Source organism: Clostridium sp. HV4-5-A1G (assembly GCF_900184915.1).
Classification (GTDB): domain Bacteria; phylum Bacillota; class Clostridia; order Clostridiales; family Clostridiaceae; genus Clostridium_B; species Clostridium_B aromativorans.
The window spans coordinates 1-18,067 of record NZ_FXYI02000024.1 but is presented as its reverse complement, the minus strand read 5'-3'; the positions used below and the strand labels follow the sequence as shown (position 1 = coordinate 18,067).

Genomic DNA, 18,067 nt, shown 5'->3' with positions numbered 1-18,067 from the left:
CAATAGGAAACTCCGAGTTTTCTATATATATTTCTATGACAGAGGTACATTTATTGTTGATGTTCGGAGGGAAATAAAACATGGATAAACGAAAGAAAGGTACGCGCCGCCGAGGAGAAGTTCTGGAAGAAGCGATTCTGCATGCTGCATGGGAGGAGCTCTCTGAAACCGGCTACACTCATATGACTATGGAGAGTATCGCAACACGGGCGGGGACAAACAAATCTGTCCTTTACCGCCGCTGGCCCGATAAGTCTGAACTTGTAATTGCCGCTCTGCGTAAATATTATTTTCCTAAAATTACAAATGGGATACCGGATACCGGGAACCTGCGGGATGATGTGTATACCTATCTGCATGCCCGTGTTGAACCATTGAAAATAATCGGCAGGGAGACTATTAGGGGACTTATTATGGAGCCAGTAATATGGCGCAGGATCATCGCATCCATACCGCAAATCATCCAGCAGAGATCACATGACAAACATAACAAGATGGAGGTGGCCATGATAACGATTTTGAAAAATGCAGAACTTCGCGATGAAATCTGTCTTGAAAAACTGCCGCCCCGAATCATCTCACTGCCCATTGACCTTCTGCAGTACGAGCTGATTAAAAAGCTGGAACCCGTATCCGATGAAGCCATAGCTGAGATCGTAGACGATATTTTTATGCCGCTTATACATGCAATACAGTAATAGCAGGATCTTTATATATAATAAAGTAATACTCAGAATATAAATTATTGGTGTATTTGAGCTTAAAAACAGAATACCCAGAGAAGCTATAACAGATGCTCTACTTTAATTAAGCTCCCACAAATAAGGTTCAGATGGAGAAAAGTATTCCTTATAAGAAAACTCCATCTGAACCTAAAAATCACTTGATAATCATCTCTCAGTCGGCTTGATGTATTTAGCCGGCACACTGCCAGTAAGCCAAATGCCATTCTTAGATAGATAGAATTTGAATCCGTCTTCCGACATTTGTCCTGCAGCTATAATTAAAACAACAGGATCTCCATGCCTCTTTCCAACCTTCACAGCCGTAGAATAGTCTTTTGATAAATGTACATACTGTCTGGATTTTCTGATTAATCCCAGGGACAGTATACTTGAAAGATATTTTTTTCCTGTACCGTGATATAATACATCCGGCGGCATAATTTTCTTCAACCCCAAATCCACTTTTATAGAATGTCCCTGATTTGCTCTTATTTTCACCTTTTCATTATCAAAGGAATATCTCTGTTTTTCATCACTGGCCACTATCTTCTCCAGCAATGCCATATCGACTTTATATCCATGGTTATTCAATCCATCCAGTAGTTCTTTCACAGGCATATATCCATTTCTGTCTATCTGCTTGCCTATTACCTGTGGTTTATGTCTCAGTATAAGCGAAATGAATTTACTTAATCTGGTCTCATACTGTTTATTGTTCACATTACACACCCTCTACACTTTTTCAAAATATGTTCGTTAAAAAAAATGGGCATAATAATTTTACTACTTCCAGATTACATCTGCCTGTTTTCGAGGAACTGTCCTAAAATATCTGACATCAGGATATCCCAGCATCATACAAGTTACAATTTCCTTTCCCTTTTTAATCTGAAGAAAATCAATAACATCCCGGCTTTCCTTTGCTGCCCTTACGAAAAAACCACTGAAAAGAACTCCAATTCCCAGCGCGTGAGCAACAAGTTCCATATTTGACGATGCCAGTGCAGCATCTACCTGGGATGAAGCTGTTATAACCACCACTGCCGGTGCATTAAAAAATATCCTGTCATTTTTAGGATTCTGCTTATAGTCCTGGCACATTTTTATCCACATTTTTGCATATTTCCTGTACAGTCTGGCTTCAACGGTTTTACTGCCAAGGACACTATTTGCGAGCCTTTCCATACTTTCAAAGATAAGATCTTTAAGCTGCTTTAAATTGTCTCTTACAACTATGTAGGATACATCCTGTGCGTTGCTCCCCGTTTCAGTAAATCTTCCAGCTTCTATTATTTTATCAATCTTTTCCTGTTCAATTTTTTTATCTTTAAACTGCCTTATGCTTCTTCTGAATTTTATAAAATTCAACAGATTATCCGCATCCACCGAAAATTTTTTCTCATCGTACTCTTTTACATCTTTCATATCGTACTCATCTATAGATACAGCTCCTTTTGGACAGACTGCAATACAATGGCCGCATCTAATGCAGTAATTATCATTGAGTTCTGCCCTGTTTCCATTCATTTCTATACACCTGGGGAAACAGTCCCTGACACATTGTCCACATCCTATGCATTTTTCAGTATCTATTTTTATCATTCAACGCATCTCCTTCATAGCATCTTACCTGCAAATGTATTTCAAAAATTTTTTCATATAGACTCTAATGCTTTAGCAGCATTGTTTTTCCATAATATTTTACCGCATAAGCAAACTCCATCTGAAACTAAGTATCACTTTGATCTTTAACTCATTTCAGCATATATTCCTTTCAAAATAATTATAAATATATAATAAACCGATTGATATATTTTAGCAAATTGACCTTAATGCTGTTTCATAAAATAGTAATAATCTGCATGAAATTATGTTAAAATTAACCCAAGGAGGAACATTTATGACAAAAAACAAATTTATATATATTATAATAATAACTGTTTTCCTAATATCGGTATATTTAATTCATAATTTTCCACAATCAGATATTAAAATAACTATAAACAATATTACATCCAAACAAATAAACGGATTAAAAATTAAATCCAATGCATTCAATAATGATATAAAAATCAAGAATATTGCTGAGCGCAGTAAATATACAATGAATTTAATACCCTCCAAGAAGTTTGATGAAGGCAACATGACTATGCACTATTTTGATAAAAACGGTAACGAACATAAGATCTATTTATTGGGCTATTTTGAAAAAAGTTATAGTGGGAATATCGATGTAACTGTAAATTCAATAGATACCAATGGAATTTTATCTGTGAATGTAGAAAATAATGTTTCCATGTCTCCATTATCAAGATTTTAGACATTATTCACAGATATTAAACTGTTTTACATTTCAAATTTCAATTTGTCGACGTGTTTGACAAAATCGGCAAATTGGTTTTGCAAATTTAATTCAGGTAAAATAACTTTTGTAGTAATTATTCCATCTTGCCCTATTGTTGTCATGGTTGCAGTTTTAGATTTAGACATAATTTGGTTTCTAAAATAATCTATTGTGGATTGAACTTGAATAAATTCGGGAATGCATTTAGATAGATCTAGTGGAATTCTTATTACATGACATTCAAATATAATATTGTTTTCAACATCTCTGGGAACAACTGATGCTTTACCTATACCATCTTTATTTAAAGAAGAACGGCAAAACAATAAATCACCATATTTTATTCTATATTTATTCAACTGAATATCAGTCACATCAACTTTTTTTAATCCTTTCGTGTTTGAATATCTCCTATTTATTATATCCCCTATCCACATCACTTTAGCATTTCCATCAGCTTTATATTTATCATTTTTTGCAAAGAACCCATTTGATGCTTTTTCTCTTAATAATGAACTAAGCTCAACAACTTTCCAACTCATAGGATTGAAAGCAGGGTTACCAAACATCTCTATAAATCTCGATTTGTAAAATATGTAATTTATATAAAAATTATCCAATATATTTTCTATGTGAAATTTTGACGTTATTTTGATTTACCATTGCATATTGAAGTGTGGTATCTATTTTCTGATGCCCTAAAAGGTGCTGCACCTGCTCTATGGGCATTCCCTTGTCAATAGCCCTTGTTGCAAGCGTTCTTCTGAACTTGTGCGGATGTACCTTGTTAATATTGAGCTTTCTTCCCAAACTTCTCATTCTAATTTCAACGCCGCTGATGTTCAGCCTGTTGTATGGTTCTATCAATGATACAAATAATGCCCTATTATCATCAACTCTGCTGTTGAGATAATTTTGTAAATGTATTTTCGTTCTTGCATCAAAATAGACTCTCCTCTGCTTATCACCTTTCCCCTCAACAATACATTCTCTTTCATTAAAATCCATATCATCAATATCCAATTTTACCAGTTCTCCGACACGCATTCCAGTAGAGTTGAGCAGATCAATAATTGCAAGATCACGAATCTCTTTACAATTATCACGCATTATTTCCAGATTCTCATCTGTATATATCTCTTTTATAACCTTCCCGGTTCTTATTTTATGAATCCGCCTTACAGGGCTCTTTATAATATAATTTTCATCCTCAAGCCAGGAAAAGAATGAGGATAAAATTCTCCTGATATTGTCAATACTGACCTTGCTGCAATTGCTCCTATTGTAATATTTTGCCAGGTACTGCCTGAGATCCTCCGTTGTAATATGCTTAACCGATTTACCCAATGCTTTCAGCATATTGCCTATAGTTGATTTATAGTACTTGATGGATTTTTCCGAGCAGCCCTCTATCCGTTTTGCACAGATAAACATGCTGCAGTAATCCTCTTCCATATTTTCCAAATTCTTTTTATTACTCTCATCTATAAAGGCTATATTCTGTAATTTTTCTATCAGAACCTTATGAAGCTCCTCTATCTGCGCATTATCAAGTAAATTCATCATTTTCTGTTCAATTTCAACAACAAGCTTTCCTACCATAATTTTCAACTCCCAGTCTTTAATATATTATGGTATATTGCCATTAACTGCATTATTATACAGCCTAGATTTTTCAATTTTAAATACTTTATTTTCTTCAAAATTACCAAAATCATGTTTGATTCCTCTATTTAAACCATTATTCCATAGCCCTCTTAACTTCATCCTTATATAATTGAATAAAGATATCCATTATGTTGTTATTTTTTAAGTCCGTAAAGCTGCTGTTGTTTTCACATTTTACACCATCATCATTTTTGTATAATGAATAATACATGATTTCATCATTTTCAGAACGCTTAACTTCAAAATATTTTGCAAAAATATAATTATGTGTGGTGAGGAAAATTTGGACTCCATTTTTCTGCAGTTCAATTAATACTTCCACTAAACTCGGGATAAACTTGGGATTGACATTGGCTTCGGGCTCATCCCATAAGAGAACGCTATCCTCTGTTATATTTTCATTCATTAGAAGCTGCCATAACAATCCTATTTTCTTTAATCCCTCTGCTTCAACTGCAAAATTAATCATCTCACCACTATTTTTTTTCACATAAAATTCCTCGTTTTCAATGACAACCTTACCGTCCATCATCTTTTCAAGAATTGGCAGTATCTTTAATGCAATCTTTGGAGGTTCTTTTAGATGCCATTGAGCAGCTATTTTTACAATATCAATCACTGTTTTATCAAATGGAAATTCTTGAAATTTATCAGCCATTGACACAAGACCCTTTGAATGAGTAAGCATATCTTTTGCTGGAATAAATACACAATTGATTTCTTTAGATGGATATGATATCTCATATGAACATTCGTCGTCACTTCCAGACGTTGAAATTCTGCCATTAATATTAGAATTCAATTTCCCCATTAAATAATGTTTATCTGATTTATTGCTGACATTTGAAGCTTTTACTTCCAAAAACAACGGTTTAAGCTGTTTAACAAAAAAAGCATCATTAACATTAGCAGACTTAAAATATTTTGAAATATCATCTATATTTTTACTTTTGGAGATTTGAGTATCTGCGTAAATTGCTTTAAGTAATTGTGTTTTACCCGTCCCGTTTTCCCCCGTTATTATATTTATACCTTTCGAAAAATTAACTTTAAAATTTTTGAAAACAGTAAAATTTCTCAATTCAATACTTTCAATACCCACAATTATATCTCTCCTTATCACCCCGTAAGGTATTCATCTCTTTTTATATTATACCCCATAATTTACCTGTTTAAAATAAACAGAAGATCTACAAAGTCTTTAATTTGAATATAACAATAAAAAGTCCACTATAGATTGTTACTTGTCCATTTTTAATTGTGAATTATCCATTGCGAACTGTGAATTGAATTCCAGTTCTCCATTAAAAGCTCTTTGCATCAAAGAATTAAAATTATCCTCCAATTTTTTTAGACTCTTCTCCATTTCAAATTTCAATTTGTCGACGTGTTTGACAAAATCGGCAAATTGGTTTTGGAACTGTAAATTTGGCATTATTATCTCTAAACCTTTTATCATTGAAAGATTTAGATTTTTTTGTCTTACACCTCTTTGCTGACTTTTATAAAAGTCTTTTCCAATCTGAATACAATAATATGAATAAATTGTATTTACTAATCTCGGATCCAATTTAGCATAGGCAATTGCTTGATTACAGCTACACTCAATCATATTAATTGTAGACTTTAGAGCTGCTGTATCGTACATTCCTAGTAGTAAACTTCCTTTTTCAATAATTTTTGCTGAAGACTCTTTTATGGCTAATTTAGTTATCATTTCTGCACTATTGAAACAATAAATACTATTTAACTCTCCTGATGATAGCCAAGGAATATTTCCATTATAATACTTACTTTCAGAACGTAAAGGTGTGCCTCCTGTTTTCCAATCTCCTAGATTTTCTAATTTTACTTTAGGCAATTTCATTGGATTTTTTACAGGATCCCCAAACATCTCTATAAATCTCGATTTGACTAATTCATCCAGAAGCTTGACGGCTTCTTTTTTCTTTTTCAAAGCATCTTCAGCTTTTTCCAGCATCTGGACTATTTTCTTTTGAATTTCTAAAGGTGGTAACAACATATTAAAGTTTATAAACTCCTTAGAAATGCCCCCTACTGTTGCTCCTCTGAAATTATTTAAAATTTTCCGCTGCCCTAAATTACTTCTTAAATAATATGCCAAAAATTTTCCACATATATCTTTATTAGTTCTTAATAAAAATACATGTTCATTTATACATGCCTCCTGTAAAATAAAATCAGTATCAACAAATGCAACCTTGCCAGTTGTTGCACCATCTTTAACTACTAGTATATCACCTTCTTTTATTATTCCTGATTTCATTTTTTCATAAAAATCTCTAGGCACATATTTAAGTTTATCAGATTTTATATTAAATTCTCCAAAATTATTTATATGTTCTCCACCTAAACTAGGTACTCCATTACTTACAGCCCCACCTTTAGGCCTTTTACCAGATTCTAATGTTATTATATAATCTTCAAGGTTTATTTTTTTCCACGTTTCAGGCAGTTTCCTATTCTTCATGCTGCTTCACCATTCCCTTTAACTCGGCCACATCCTTCAGTATTCCTTTTTCCAGAGTTTCAATTTTCTCCAGTATCACCTGGGGCTCTTCATATTTTACCTCTTCGTATTCCACTTCTTTGTACCTGTTTATGGAAAGATCGTAGTCATTGTCTGCAATTTCTTCTTTCTTCACCCAGAACCACCTGTCATCTTTGTCCGGTTCAATGGTCCTGTGTGCTTTTACTTTTTTCCAGCTTTTTATGATATCCGGTATATCGCTGTCATCTATAGGATTTCTCTTATCATCCAGTGAAAAGCCGTCTGCTGTCATGTCGTAGAACCACACCCTGTACGTCTCGCCGCCCTTTGTGAACATGAGCACAGCTGTGGAAACTCCTGCATAGGGTTTGAATACTCCCGAAGGCATGGATATAACTCCTTCCAGTGCATTGTTTTCTACCAGATTTTTTCTGATTTCCCTGTGGGCCCTGGTTGAGCCGAACAGCACTCCGTCCGGCACTATCACCGCACACCTGCCTCCCAGATCCAGTATTCTGTTTATGAGCCTTATAAACAGAAGTTCCGTCTTTGTGGTGCCTGCGCCTTTGGCCAGCGACTTGCTTATATCACCCTTGTCTATACTGCCTTTAAAAGGAGGATTTGCCAGAACCAGCGTATACTTGTTCTCCTCTTCATATCTCTTGGACAAGCTGTCGCTCTGCACTACATTGGGGTTCTCTATACTGTGAAGCATCAGGTTCATGGAAGCTATTCGCACCATGGAGGGATCAAAATCAAAGCCGTAAAACATGGAAGTCCTGAAATGTTCCCAGTCTCCGCTTTCCATCATGTCGCCAATTCTCCTGTGGACAATCCCCTCTTCATCTGTGAAAACACTTTCCGGTCTTGTGTATTTCTCCAGTATGTATTCCAGGGAGCCTACCAGAAATCCAGCTGTCCCGCAGGCCGGATCACATATTTTGTCTTCTGCCGTAGGATCCATTAACTCCACCATCATCCTTATGATATGCCTTGGCGTCCTGAACTGGCCGTTCACGCCTGATACAGAAAGCTTGGACAGCAGATATTCGTAGAGATCCCCCTTGGTATCCGTATCTTCCATATTTATTCCATCTATGATTCTCACGGACTCCTGAAGCAGAGAGGGCTTGGGTATCATGAACACCGCATCCTTCATCTCCGCAGTAAAGCTGGAGTCCTTGCCTCCCATATTTTTTATGAAAGGAAACACTTTCTGTGACACCACATCAAACATTTCATTTACATCCAGGCGCTTGAATCTGCTCCACTTCATCAGCTCCTCCGGGAATACCGAAGTATGGGGCTTATTAAGCCTGTTGTCCATTTTTTCATTTGTATTGTCAATATCGTCCAGTCTCTTTATAAACAAGAGATAGGATATCTGCTCTATTACAGTCAGGGGATTGGATATGCCCCCGGACCAGAAATTATTCCATAGTTTATCAATTTTACTCTTTATCTCACTGTTTAACATGTATCTTGTCCCTTCCTGTTAAGAAATATATGATGCCCTGAAAGGCTCAATCAATTCATTAAATACCTGGTCGGTCATTTTACCGAATATACCCTCTACACCATTTTGATTGAAATTGGTATAGGGTTCTGCAAATAGTGCTGCAATGGATATCCCGCGGTGCTTGGCAATATCATTTTTTATTATCTCCAAGGTTTTTATCTGTGTGGAATTCATTTTGCTGTGGTGCTTCTGGATAAAATCTTCAAATCTTCTATTCAGTTCTGCTTCATCCACTCCCACAAATTTTCTTATTATGCCAATTATATCTTCACTGTCAATATCCGTTTTGCCGGATAGTTCATCAATACTGTACACAAAATCATCGCTGAATATGGAATATATGCTCTGCATTTCCTCCTCTGACAATTTCTCGCCCTTTCTGATCTTGTGAATTACAATTTGATCCTTAAGCTTATTTTCTATGGCAAGCTTTACCCTCTTATGATAAGGCTCCATATTGCCTCTGTAAAGCACTGAACCGCCGCTGATTTCCCTGGTCACCTGGCCTGTATCTTTTACATCCAGCACTACAAAGTTGCTTGGCCTGCCGCCTTGATATTTCACAAGATCCCTCACATCCAGCCTTATTTTTTCCAGCCTTTCATAGCTTAAATCCTTCCAGCCGGAAGGCTGCAGCAGTGATTTTACAAGCTCCCTCCTGCCCTCGAACTGATTAAGATTCAATTTCAGCTTTGAAAGTTTTTTTATAGTGCTGTTTATCCCTTCTATGAGATTTTCCCTGTTATTGGAAAGCTTGTGGAACATAATTCTGTAGATTGAGTTGTCAAATCTCACTGCCTCCGAATCATCACTGCTCTCTATCCATTTGGTCAGCGGTGCAATTTCCAGCTTCAGCTTTTTGATAAAATCCTCGCTTAAATTGTTCCAGTACTCTTTCTTTTTCACCTGTTCTATCTTTTTTCTGTTCTTTTTAATTTCTATACTGTCCTTTGGCAGCTGTTCCATATCTGCCTTTAATTTGGCTGCAAAGACAGTGCATATATCCATCTTCCTGATCTCCCTGAATTTTTCCAAAAGCCTGCACATAATTTCAAACCTCACCTGAATGGAAGTTTTCTGGAGCTTTGGCTCATATCCTTTTACGTGCATTTCAAAAAATTCAAAGTTCTTGTAACAGTCAAAAATGGCAAATTCTCTTTTATCCTGTCCTTCTCCAAAAAGATTTTCACACCTTCTGGTTCCCCTGCCTATCATCTGCCAGAACTTTACCTTAGAATAAACAGGCTTTGCAAAAACCAGATTGACAATTTCAGGTACATCTATGCCCGTATCAAGGAGATCCACGGATATGGCCACCCTTGGAAAATCTTCATTCTTGAATTTTTCGATCAAAATGGATTTATCCTTTATGTCGGAATAAATTACTGCCGCAAGTTTGCCCTTGTACTGCGGATATAGTTCATTGAACAGTGAATCCAGAAGATTGGCATGTTTCTTGTTTTTGGCAAATACTATGGTCTTTCCTATATAATCCCCCACCTTTATGCCCTGCTCCATCAGAGTTCTCAGTATATATCTGTTGGTATCCTTGTTGGTGATTTTTTTCTCCAGTTCCTTCTTGTCATAGTTTATTTCGTCACCGTCATAACCTTCTTCCTCTATCTGCTGCCTCTGCTCTTCCGTCATTTCACTATACTTTATGCCCTTCCTCAAAAAATCCGTAGTGGCATCTATTACCCTGGGCTCGATTAAATAGGGCGGTACATGGTTCCAGGCCTCCTCAATTGGAAAATTAAATGTAGGATCTCCATTGTCGCAGCTGAACAGGCTGAAGGTATTCCTCTCGATAAAATCCACCGGCGTAGCTGTAAGTCCTATTATATGCGAATCAAAATATTCCAGAATATCCCTGTAAACCTTGTAGACGCTTCTGTGGGATTCGTCGCATATTACAAGATCAAAAAAACCCACACTGAACTGTCTGTAGTAATTTATCATGGTCTGGTAAGTTGAAAAATACAAGGTGGCTTCCCTGTTGTCAGAATTTTTCCCGGTAAATCTGCAGGATATTTCTTCAGGCATGAAAGTTTTAAAACTGTTTTTGTCCTCTTGGGCCTGTTTCACAAGCTCGTCCCTGTCTGCCAGAAACAAAACCCTCTCAGCCCATTTTGCCTCCATAAGCCCCTTGGTCAGGGCAATTACCGTCCTGGTCTTTCCAGTACCCGTGGCCATCACCAGAAGAGCTTTTCTCCTTCCGCTCTGGTACCTTTCATAAACTCTCTTGATACCTTCTATTTGATAGGGTCTCCCGGCTATGTTCTTATCTATCTGAATTTTATTCAAGTCTTTACTGTACTTATGCCTGAAAAACAGCTTTTCCAAATCCTCAAGAGTATAAAATCCCCAGATTTGTCTTGGCTCACTGTACTTGTCATCCCATATGTATATCTCATATCCATTGGTATAGAAAACTATAGGACGTACCTTGTATATCCTCTCAATGCTGTCTGCATATTCCATGGCCTGCTGTCTTCCAATTATGGAATCCGCGGAAGTTTTTTTGGCCTCCACCACTGCAAGAGGCTTGTCTACTTTATTGAAAAGCACATAATCCGCATAACCTGTTTTTCCTTTCCCCTTATGATCCTTTAAAGGAAGTTCAATTTTCACCGAATCATTGTTTCCTACATTCCAGCCTGCATCCTTCAGCATTATGTCAATAAGCTTCTTTCTTGTATGAGCTTCATTGAAATCCAGAGTACTTTCAATTTCCTTCTGCATTTTTTTATCCTTCTCAGTTTGAATCAATTCAGCCGTCTGTTTCTTTACAGTTGCTAGCTCCCTGGTATGTTCTTCTTTTATTTTTTCTTTTTCTTCGGCATAGGCTTCTACATCATAAACCCTATTGCCAGCCGGTGCAGGTTTCGGTATTCTGTAGGTCAGGGGCCTGATCGACATATCCTTTGTAACCCTGATATAAAACCAGGCAGATATCTTGTACATGGAAACCAGGCACTCCAATGCATCCCTTTTGTTTTCATATCCGGCATGACTTGCTCTATTCCCGAACCTTCTCACTATATCAAACAAATCCGGAACGGCCTTGTTTATATTTGTAGTCCTCAAAAGTCTGATCTTGTCATTTTGTGTGGCAAATTTTCCTGCATTTACCTTGTACATTGCCAATATATAATCAATTATCTTTTCCCCGAACATACGCATCTTCAGCATTGTGGCATTGCTATCCACATGAAAATAGCTTTCCGCCTGAACCCCAAGTTTGGCCAACACAGGCCATCTCTTATTCAAGAATAAAAAATTAGACATATATCCCATCCCCTCAGTTTGTGGCTTAACAACTTATCCAGTTTATTTGTATACATTTAAATTATATACTAAAAATTTCTTTTTTTCATCCCTTTACTACAACAGCTCCACGTAGCCTTCAGTCCCATTTATCCGAACCTGCTGTCCGTCCCGGATCAATTTTGTGGCATTTTCCACTCCTACAACTCCCGGGAGACCATATTCTCTTGCAACAACTGCACCGTGCGTGGTAAAACCTCCGACTTCGGTAACCAATCCCTTTATTGTGGCAAAAAGTGGAGTCCAGCTTGGATCAGTAAACCTGGTAACCAAAATATCCCCTTCCTCCAGTTCAGCCTCTTCCACGGATAATACAATTCGTGCACGTCCTTCCACAACACCGGAGGACACTGGAATACCTGTTAAAGCCCCTGCAGGAAATTTTTCTGTGGAGAAATCCGGAGACGGCACAAAACCGTCGGAAGTAATCACACGGGGTGGAGTAAGATTTTCAAAATGGACATAGTCTTCTTTTCGCTTCTCGATTATGGAGTAATCCACCTTTTCTTTTTCAAGCGCCCTGTATAACTCGTCAAAATAAAGATAAAAAATATCTTGGGGAGCATGCAGAATACCTTTTTGAACCAACCTGTCCGCTTCCTTTCGCAGTGCCCTTTTATAAATTTGATAACGGCGTACAATGCAGTATTTGGGATATTCACGGTATCCAATAAAATTACGAAGCAAACGGATGTCTTTCTTCATCTTTTTTACTTTTCTTTTGCCGCCCGGCAACTGCAGCAGACTACACAGTATTTCTTCCTCTTTTTTCTTCACTTCCATCCTGCCATTTATAAATCTGCTTTTGTGTTCACCGGGCTTTAGAATCCGAACATTGCTCAGCAGCATAGGCAATAATTGTGCAGGCTTTTCTTCAAAACGGGGTTTGGTAATATCAATCTCACCGGGACAGCGCATTCCGTATTTCGCAAGGAAATTCTTAAATGCCTTCTTCACTTCTTCTCCCCCAGCAAACACTTTCATTTTTTCAAAAAAATCTTTATCCTCCGGATTTTCAGACAGGTATTCCAATACCTGAGGATACTTCCGGATTGTGTCGGCCAAATCACATAATGCCATACCCATCTCAGTGGTTACATTACTTTCCAGGGATTTGGAGAGTAAATCTGCCGCATTTTTCTCTCCAAGCCAATTTTCAATATTTTTATTTATGGAATCATTGACTAAAATGGCCGCAATGATTGCACCCAACATTTTGGGGGCATATGCCATTGCCAGCAGTGAATCCCTGTCATTCTTTATAAAATCCAGGGCTGCTTTTCCAGAAAGCTTTGACAGCTTATCAGCAATTTCGTTGAGCTCAGAATTAAATTTTCCGGTTAATTCATGAATGATCTCCGGATCATTTTTCCAATGGATTTTGATTGCTGCTAAAATGGAAGATGGAGTAAAAATTCCTCCTTTCACATTCCTTTTGCCTTTCGGCAGAGATTTCATAAAGTCTTTTTGATCCAGAAGCTGCTTGATAGCACCCTGTATCAGTAAATCCTGCTTTCCTGTTGCCATAACCAGCCGCTTGCGCCCCAAGGCTGAAGACAGATCATGGGTAATGTCTGCATAAAGCCTGCCCCCTGCTCTTGTCAGTGAAATATCCGAGATCATTTGAAAAAATGACATGCCAAGCGGGTGTATTGCATCCGTCATCATCTGAATGTGTCCAATGGACATATACACCCTGGGCTTTTTGACATTTGGAGATTCCGGAATCGGAAACAAAGTTGTGATGGCCCGGCTTTGAACCATATAAAACTCATTTTGGTAAAAGCACCATTCAATATCCTGGGGACATCCGAAATAGGATTCTATTCTCCGCCCAATGCGGGCCAGCTGCAAAATCAGATCATCGGGCAATACCTGTTTTTTCTGCCTGTCTGCATCAACCAACTTTTTCTGTATACCTCCGCTTTCTGCAGAAAGAATCTCCATATTTTGTACGCCGATTCTCTTCGAAATAATCCTCCCGTCTTGTATTTTATAAATATCCGGATTTGTAAGACCGGATACCATGGCTTCGCCAAGTCCAAACCCCGCGTCGATAGAAAGGGTCCTTCGATCAGAAGTCACCGGATCCGCAGTAAATAAAATTCCGGAAGCCTCAGAAAAGATCATTCTTTGAACAACAACGGAAAGGGAAACCTCCCGGTGCCGGAAACCGTTCTCCACTCGATATATTACCGCACGATCTGTAAAAAGGGAGGCCCAGCACTTTATTACGTGCCGCAGAATTTCTTTTCTTCCCCTGATATTCAGATAGGTATCCTGCTGTCCGGCAAAAGAAGCATTGGGCAGATCCTCCGCTGTTGCGCTGGATCGTATCGCAAAAGATGACCTGTCATCATAATTGGACAGTTCTTTCACAATGGCGGATTCAATATCCCGTGGCAGTTGAATACTTTCGATTTCAGCTCGTATCTTTTCGCTGATTTCTGAAATCTGTTTCCCATCAGTTGACTTCAGCTCTTCCAGATTTTCCAGCAGAGACTCAATTTTAAAATTATTGGCCAGAGATTCCCGAAAAGCAGCAGTGGTGATACAAAAGCCTTCCGGTACCCGAATTCCGGGAATTTTTGACAGCATCCCCAAATTTAATCCTTTACCCCCAACCTTCATCAAATCCATTTTATCTATATGAGAAAATCCAATAACATACAAATTCATTTTTCATACCTCCATACAAAGTTTTGAAATATTTATTGTTATATTTCATAATATACTTGGTTATTATGATTGTCAATATATTTTGAAATTCTGTTTATTATATTTCAAAACAATGGTATAATAATACTGGGTGATATTATTGTGAATGGTTATGAGAAAAGAACAAAACAAAAGAAAGATTCCATTCTTGAAATTGCTACCAAGCTTTTTATCGAGCGGGGCATAACAAATGTCAGCATCAGTGAGATTTCCACAAAAGCAGGTGTTTCACAGGTGTCAATTTATAATTATTTTGGAGATAAAAACAATCTGGCAAGAGAAGCCTTTATTTCCTATATAAAACAGGTAGTGCGAGAATATGAGGAGCTGTTGGACAGGGACATTCCCTTTTCTGAAAAGATAGAACAAATAATGTGTAAAAAGCATAACGCCATTTTGGAATTAAGTCATTCTGACTTTAGCCAGCAAGCCATGGAGGATAAGGCATTCCGACAGCTTTATAAAGAAGCAGCTTCAATTCAGGCACAATCTGTCTATGGAAAGTTTATACAAGTCGGGAAGAAAGCTGGAGCAATTGATCCATCTCTTTCAGATGATGCACTGCTTACATTTCTTCTTTCATCTGCATCCATCATGCACCAACCTGATTACTATAAAAAAAGTATAAAATATAAAGAAAATATTTTGAATTTATTTCTATACGGACTGCTTGGAAAACATCACTGACTTCATGATATTTCAATTTTAACACAGGAAGCATTGTTTTCATGTAAATCTCAAAATTCTATTTTGCCTGCTTTAGCGAAGTACTTAAATCATCCTCCGGAGTACTTATGGGTCTGATATCAAAAGTATCCACCAGATACTGCAGCACATTTGGGGATATGAATGCCGGCAGACTTGGGCCTAAGTATATGCCCTTTATTCCCAGGGACAAAAGTGCCAGTAAATCAGCTACGGCTTTTTGCTCGTACCAGGAAAGCACAATAGTAAGAGGCAAGTTGTTCACATCTGTTTCAAAAGCATCTGCAAGTCCGGTGGCTATCCTCACTGCTGAATAGGCATCATTACACTGGCCTACATCCAGCAGTCTCGGCAGTCCGGCCGCCGTTCCAAAATCCAATTTATTGAATCTGTATTTGCCGCAGGCCAGGGTGAGAATTATGCAGTCCTTGGGTACCATTTTGGCAAAATCGGTATAATAACTTCTTCCAGGTCTTGCTCCATCGCATCCCCCTATCAGAAAGAAATGCCTTATCTTTCCCTCCTTGACTGCACCCACTATATCTTCAGCATGGGACAATGCTGCATGATGCCCAAAGCCCACCAGTATCTGTTTTTCATCTTCATCTTTTTTAAATCCTCCCAGTTCCAGTGCCTTATCTATTATCTCACTAAAATCCTTGGTTCCGTCTTCCAAAACCGGTATATGCTTTACTCCATCCCAGCCTACAACACCTGTTGAAAATATCCTGTCCTTGTAAGTTTCTCTTGGCCTCATCATACAATTTGTAGTCATTAAAATACATCCTGGAATTCCATCAAATTCTTTTTGCTGATTTTGCCACGCAGATCCAAAATTTCCAACCAGATGTTTGTATTTTTTCAGTTCCGGATACCCATTTGCAGGCAGCATTTCTCCATGGGTGTAAATATTAATTCCCTTGCCCTCCGTCTGTTTGAGGAGCATTTCCAGATCCTTCAAATCATGTCCGGACACTATGATAAATGGACCTTTTTTGATATTGACATTCACTTTATGAGGTGAAGGATCTTTATAAGTGGAAGTATTGGCTTCATCCAGAGTCTTCATTACCTGTACAGCCATATCCCCGACTCTCATGGTCATGCGTATCATATCTTCAAGAGTTAAATTGTCATTTGTGGTAGCTTCCAGCCCCAAAAAATAAATATTGTCCACCTGTTCATTACTGTACCCCAGAAACCTCGCCTGATGTCCATAGGCACTTATGCCCTTCAATCCATACAATATGGTGGATCTCAGCGAACGAATGTCCGCATCAAGACTCTGATCATACATAATCCCTGCCTTCACCGAATCCTTCAGCATCATTTCCCTGGTATCACTCAGGTTATATTCAGCTGCATCCGGATACTGCCCTTCCGGTGCCTGAGCTCTTAAAGACTCCTTCACTTTTTGTGACTTTTTTAATAACCTTACATGGACTTCAGCATCAAAATTGACATTTGTCAATGTTGTAAACAGAGCATTTTCAACAAATTTCACTATCTCCTTGTCAATAGCCTTTCCCTGCTCGATAAGGGGTTTTGCATAACTGGAGATTCCCTTCAGCTGATATATCAATAAATCCTGTAAATTTGCAATTTCCGGTGTTTTTCCGCAGACACCGCTTTTTGTGCACCCTTTACCTCCGGCTGTCTGCTCACACTGGTAACAGAACATGGAATTTTCCATATATACCTCTCCTTTACACTGATATTCCTTTTTCACTTTCTATTTTAACTTTATCCTTGCAAAACTATTCATATTTGACAACAAGATATTTGAAAGATTTTTTGTGCCAGTAAGGATATACCTACAATTCCGCCGCTGGCTATCTGATTGGGTTTTAAAAATAAATTAAATCCCAAAGCTGTTATTATATATCCAATTATCACCTGTATACACTGAATTAAATAATCATACTTATAATCTTTAATCATTTATCTAACTCTCCTCATCTTGTTTTTACATACATACTTGAAAATAGTTCGATTAGGATTATATCATTAAACACGGATAACAAGAATACTTACATCAAAATTTCAAATGAATAAAATCTTTTATATTACAGAATATATAAAGAGAAAGGAAGGGTAAAATGAATCTGACAACAGAAGACATATTAAAGAAAAAGCTCCTGGATGAACAGCAAAATGTAAGAGACTACCAGCAATACTCAGATAGAATAGACAATAAAGAGATCAATGAAATATTCAAAAGTTTTGCAGAAAAATCAGCTTATCATGCACAGACCCTGCAGAATTTATTAAAAAAAATCGAGTAGGAGGAAAATAATTATTTTATTTTCCTCTTCTAAATTTACCCCTTAAAGTCATGTATAAAGTAACCAATTAATAATAAATTTGCTGACTTACATTACTTCTCCCTCCTACTTTCTAGTTATAAATTAAAAGATATCATTAAAATGTTATTCTTTTTTCGACATATTTTGATATATAGCCTATGTTATAATAGAAGTAAAAAATAATTAACAAAATCTTTCAAACATACTAATTTAATAAATACTATAACTTATTAAATTCTACAA

General features: G+C 37.3%; 15 protein-coding genes. 4 read left to right on the top strand and 11 right to left on the bottom strand.

The window, feature by feature from the left end; translation table 11 throughout:
• The first annotated feature begins 80 nt into the window (after nt 1-80).
• Nucleotides 81-698, top strand: a complete 618-nt coding sequence (locus J5G60_RS04545; RefSeq protein ID WP_150357139.1) for a TetR/AcrR family transcriptional regulator — start codon at nt 81-83, stop codon at nt 696-698.
• A 192-nt stretch (nt 699-890) separates the two neighbouring features.
• On the opposite strand, the gene J5G60_RS04540 is transcribed toward J5G60_RS04545, so the two are convergent.
• Nucleotides 891-1,445: an RNA 2'-phosphotransferase gene (locus tag J5G60_RS04540; protein ID WP_150357140.1), complete on the bottom strand. Its 555-nt coding sequence runs from the start codon at nt 1,443-1,445 to the stop codon at nt 891-893.
• 63 nt (nt 1,446-1,508) lie between these two features.
• Nucleotides 1,509-2,327, bottom strand: a complete 819-nt coding sequence (locus tag J5G60_RS04535) for a nitroreductase family protein (RefSeq protein ID WP_150357141.1) — start codon at nt 2,325-2,327, stop codon at nt 1,509-1,511.
• Nucleotides 2,328-2,625: 298 nt separating this feature from the next.
• Between J5G60_RS04535 and J5G60_RS04530 the strand changes: the two genes are divergently transcribed.
• Nucleotides 2,626-3,045, top strand: a complete 420-nt coding sequence (locus J5G60_RS04530; RefSeq protein WP_150357142.1) for a hypothetical protein — start codon at nt 2,626-2,628, stop codon at nt 3,043-3,045.
• Between the two features lie 26 nt (nt 3,046-3,071).
• On the opposite strand, the gene J5G60_RS04525 is transcribed toward J5G60_RS04530, so the two are convergent.
• From J5G60_RS04525 to ppsA, 7 genes are all read right to left on the bottom strand, one after another.
• Complete coding sequence (locus J5G60_RS04525; RefSeq protein ID WP_190972210.1) at nt 3,072-3,611, bottom strand: restriction endonuclease subunit S; 540 nt, start codon at nt 3,609-3,611, stop codon at nt 3,072-3,074.
• Between the two features lie 70 nt (nt 3,612-3,681).
• Nucleotides 3,682-4,671, bottom strand: coding sequence for a site-specific tyrosine recombinase/integron integrase (gene xerA, locus J5G60_RS04520; RefSeq protein WP_150357144.1), 990 nt, complete (start codon nt 4,669-4,671; stop codon nt 3,682-3,684).
• Nucleotides 4,672-4,810: 139 nt separating this feature from the next.
• A complete protein-coding gene (locus tag J5G60_RS04515) occupies nt 4,811-5,839 on the bottom strand; it encodes an AAA family ATPase (RefSeq protein ID WP_179977317.1) in 1,029 nt (342 codons plus the stop codon).
• A 138-nt stretch (nt 5,840-5,977) separates the two neighbouring features.
• Nucleotides 5,978-7,228: a restriction endonuclease subunit S gene (locus J5G60_RS04510; protein ID WP_150357146.1), complete on the bottom strand. Its 1,251-nt coding sequence runs from the start codon at nt 7,226-7,228 to the stop codon at nt 5,978-5,980.
• Nucleotides 7,218-8,726, bottom strand: a complete 1,509-nt coding sequence (locus tag J5G60_RS04505; RefSeq protein ID WP_150357147.1) for a type I restriction-modification system subunit M — start codon at nt 8,724-8,726, stop codon at nt 7,218-7,220. Before J5G60_RS04505 ends, J5G60_RS04510 begins: the two co-directional genes overlap by 11 nt.
• Nucleotides 8,727-8,744: 18 nt before the next feature.
• The gene (locus tag J5G60_RS04500) at nt 8,745-12,056 is read right to left on the bottom strand and encodes a DEAD/DEAH box helicase family protein (RefSeq protein ID WP_150357148.1); all 3,312 of its coding nucleotides are present in this window, start codon (nt 12,054-12,056) and stop codon (nt 8,745-8,747) included.
• A 96-nt stretch (nt 12,057-12,152) separates the two neighbouring features.
• Nucleotides 12,153-14,774, bottom strand: coding sequence for a phosphoenolpyruvate synthase (gene ppsA, locus J5G60_RS04495; protein ID WP_150357149.1), 2,622 nt, complete (start codon nt 14,772-14,774; stop codon nt 12,153-12,155).
• A gap of 141 nt (nt 14,775-14,915) precedes the next feature.
• On the opposite strand from ppsA, the gene J5G60_RS04490 reads away from it, so the two are divergent.
• The gene (locus J5G60_RS04490) at nt 14,916-15,500 is read left to right on the top strand and encodes a TetR/AcrR family transcriptional regulator (protein WP_190972211.1); all 585 of its coding nucleotides are present in this window, start codon (nt 14,916-14,918) and stop codon (nt 15,498-15,500) included.
• Nucleotides 15,501-15,558: 58 nt separating this feature from the next.
• Here J5G60_RS04490 and hcp read toward each other — a convergent pair whose 3' ends face one another.
• Together hcp and J5G60_RS04480 are read right to left on the bottom strand one after the other, a co-directional pair.
• Nucleotides 15,559-17,211 (bottom strand): hydroxylamine reductase, encoded by a 1,653-nt coding sequence (hcp, locus tag J5G60_RS04485; protein ID WP_150357151.1) that lies wholly within the window; start codon nt 17,209-17,211, stop codon nt 15,559-15,561.
• Between the two features lie 68 nt (nt 17,212-17,279).
• Nucleotides 17,280-17,459, bottom strand: coding sequence for a YitT family protein (locus J5G60_RS04480; RefSeq protein WP_150357152.1), 180 nt, complete (start codon nt 17,457-17,459; stop codon nt 17,280-17,282).
• Nucleotides 17,460-17,617: 158 nt separating this feature from the next.
• Here J5G60_RS04480 and J5G60_RS04475 point away from each other — a divergent pair, with 158 nt between their 5' ends.
• Nucleotides 17,618-17,803, top strand: coding sequence for a ferritin family protein (locus J5G60_RS04475; protein ID WP_150357153.1), 186 nt, complete (start codon nt 17,618-17,620; stop codon nt 17,801-17,803).
• The last annotated feature ends 264 nt before the right edge of the window (nt 17,804-18,067 follow it).

What these genes read in the sequence shown, in the direction of transcription:
- J5G60_RS04530 (WP_150357142.1), top strand. Translation starts at nt 2,626, where the DNA reads ATGACAAAAAACAAATTTATATATATTATAATAATAACTGTTTTCCTA.
- xerA (WP_150357144.1), bottom strand. Translation starts at nt 4,671, where the DNA reads ATGGTAGGAAAGCTTGTTGTTGAAATTGAACAGAAAATGATGAATTTA.
- J5G60_RS04500 (WP_150357148.1), bottom strand. Translation starts at nt 12,056, where the DNA reads ATGTCTAATTTTTTATTCTTGAATAAGAGATGGCCTGTGTTGGCCAAA.
- J5G60_RS04475 (WP_150357153.1), top strand. Translation starts at nt 17,618, where the DNA reads ATGAATCTGACAACAGAAGACATATTAAAGAAAAAGCTCCTGGATGAA.
- J5G60_RS04535 (WP_150357141.1), bottom strand. Translation starts at nt 2,327, where the DNA reads ATGATAAAAATAGATACTGAAAAATGCATAGGATGTGGACAATGTGTC.
- J5G60_RS04480 (WP_150357152.1), bottom strand. Translation starts at nt 17,459, where the DNA reads ATGATTAAAGATTATAAGTATGATTATTTAATTCAGTGTATACAGGTG.
- J5G60_RS04505 (WP_150357147.1), bottom strand. Translation starts at nt 8,726, where the DNA reads ATGTTAAACAGTGAGATAAAGAGTAAAATTGATAAACTATGGAATAAT.
- J5G60_RS04525 (WP_190972210.1), bottom strand. Translation starts at nt 3,611, where the DNA reads ATGAGTTGGAAAGTTGTTGAGCTTAGTTCATTATTAAGAGAAAAAGCA.
- hcp (WP_150357151.1), bottom strand. Translation starts at nt 17,211, where the DNA reads ATGGAAAATTCCATGTTCTGTTACCAGTGTGAGCAGACAGCCGGAGGT.
- J5G60_RS04545 (WP_150357139.1), top strand. Translation starts at nt 81, where the DNA reads ATGGATAAACGAAAGAAAGGTACGCGCCGCCGAGGAGAAGTTCTGGAA.
- J5G60_RS04510 (WP_150357146.1), bottom strand. Translation starts at nt 7,228, where the DNA reads ATGAAGAATAGGAAACTGCCTGAAACGTGGAAAAAAATAAACCTTGAA.
- ppsA (WP_150357149.1), bottom strand. Translation starts at nt 14,774, where the DNA reads ATGAATTTGTATGTTATTGGATTTTCTCATATAGATAAAATGGATTTG.